The sequence below is a fragment of the Treponema sp. R80B11-R83G3 genome, assembly GCF_054786115.1.
In genome coordinates, this window is record NZ_BDHF01000208.1 from 1 (window position 1) to 1,463 (window position 1,463).

Consider the following 1,463-nt stretch of genomic DNA (forward strand, 5'->3'; position numbering starts at 1 on the left):
ACGTGTCAGCCAGCGCGGTGTAATCGCGCCGAATTGCGGCGGGGGTTTGGTAATGTCCGCCCGTTGGTACGCTTGCGCTTTATTCAGCGCGTTTAGTTCTGTTGTTGCCATAAAATCTCCTTCCTGACCACTAAAAATATAATTACATTTTGTGGTCAGGTTGTAATATAATACAAATTATTAAACCTTTTGTATACTAAATATATTCAATATTTTTAGTGGTCAGGTTATTCTTCCCAGAGCCATGTTGACAAATAACGTTCGCCCGTGTCTGGCAATACGGCTACTATGGTTTTGCCGTTGTTTTCAGGACGCTTGGCGATTGTCAGCGCCGCTTCAAGAACGGAGCCGGACGAAATACCCACTAGAATGCCCTCTTCCTTTGCAAGCCGTCTGGCAGCGTTTCCGGCTTTGACTTCATCAGTCTGATAAATCTCATCGATGACGGACGGATCATAAACCTTAGGTACAAAACCCGCTCCAATACCCTGAATCTTATGCGGGCTGGGCGAGCCGCCTGAAAGCACAGGAGAGGCGGCAGGTTCCACGGCGACTACTTTGACGCTGGATTTTTTCGATTTTAAATACTTTCCCGCGCCTGCCAAAGTTCCGCCTGTTCCAACTCCATCAACCAGAATATCGATTTTTCCATCAGTATCGTTCCAGATTTCCGGACCGGTGGTTTTTTCGTGAACTGCCGGATTGGCGGGGTTATTGAACTGCTGCGGAATGTAAGAATTGGGAGTTGCAGCCGCCAGTTCTTCAGCCTTGGCGATTGCTCCCTTCATGCCTTTTGCCCCTTCGGTAAGCTCAAGCTCTGCTCCAAGCGCTTTGAGCAGTTTGCGCCGCTCAATACTCATGGTTTCCGGCATGGTCAGGATTATCCTGTAGCCTTTGACCGCCGCAACAAAAGCCAGCCCAATGCCGGTGTTGCCGCTTGTCGGCTCAATAATAACCGTTCCTTTCTTAATTTTGCCCTCTTTTTCAGCGGCCTCAATCATTGAAAGCGCGATACGGTCCTTTACGCTATGCAGGGGGTTAAAACTCTCCAATTTGACGTAAACTGTCGCCCCGCTATCATTCAGTTTGTTGATTTTTACAAGCGGCGTATTCCCGATAAGATCGGTAATTTTCTCTACTCTTGCCATAATATTCTCCTCATAATTTAAAGTTTAGTAACCATATAGGATTACTAGGTATAGTATGTCCTATGATTCCTAGTTTGTCAAGGGGTATTTTGTGTTTTTGTTGTTATTTTTTCATTATTTATTTTTAAGCCCCACAGCACTTTTTGTATTTTTTTCCGCTTCCGCATGGGCATGGGTCATTTCGTCCTGTTTTTGGAATTCAAAGGGCTTGACGCCGGTATTTACCGCGTGAACAAAGTGGTCGAGGGAGAAACGCCGCTTGACGTTCTCTGTTCATCGGAAAAAAAGAGCGCCGAGATTCCCGAAGGCTATGTA

General features: G+C 46.3%; 1 protein-coding gene and 1 pseudogene. Both read right to left on the reverse strand.

Annotated elements, in window-relative coordinates; genetic code table 11:
- Positions 1-227 precede the first annotated feature (227 nt).
- Positions 228-1,148 carry a cysteine synthase A gene (cysK, locus tag ACYVRH_RS12650; protein WP_461257259.1) on the reverse strand — a complete coding sequence of 307 codons (921 nt, stop codon included), beginning with the start codon at positions 1,146-1,148 and terminating at the stop codon, positions 228-230.
- Positions 1,149-1,272: 124 nt separating this feature from the next.
- Positions 1,273-1,347: pseudogene (locus tag ACYVRH_RS12655) on the reverse strand (SEC-C metal-binding domain-containing protein); the annotation flags it as partial.
- Positions 1,348-1,463: the final 116 nt, after the last annotated feature.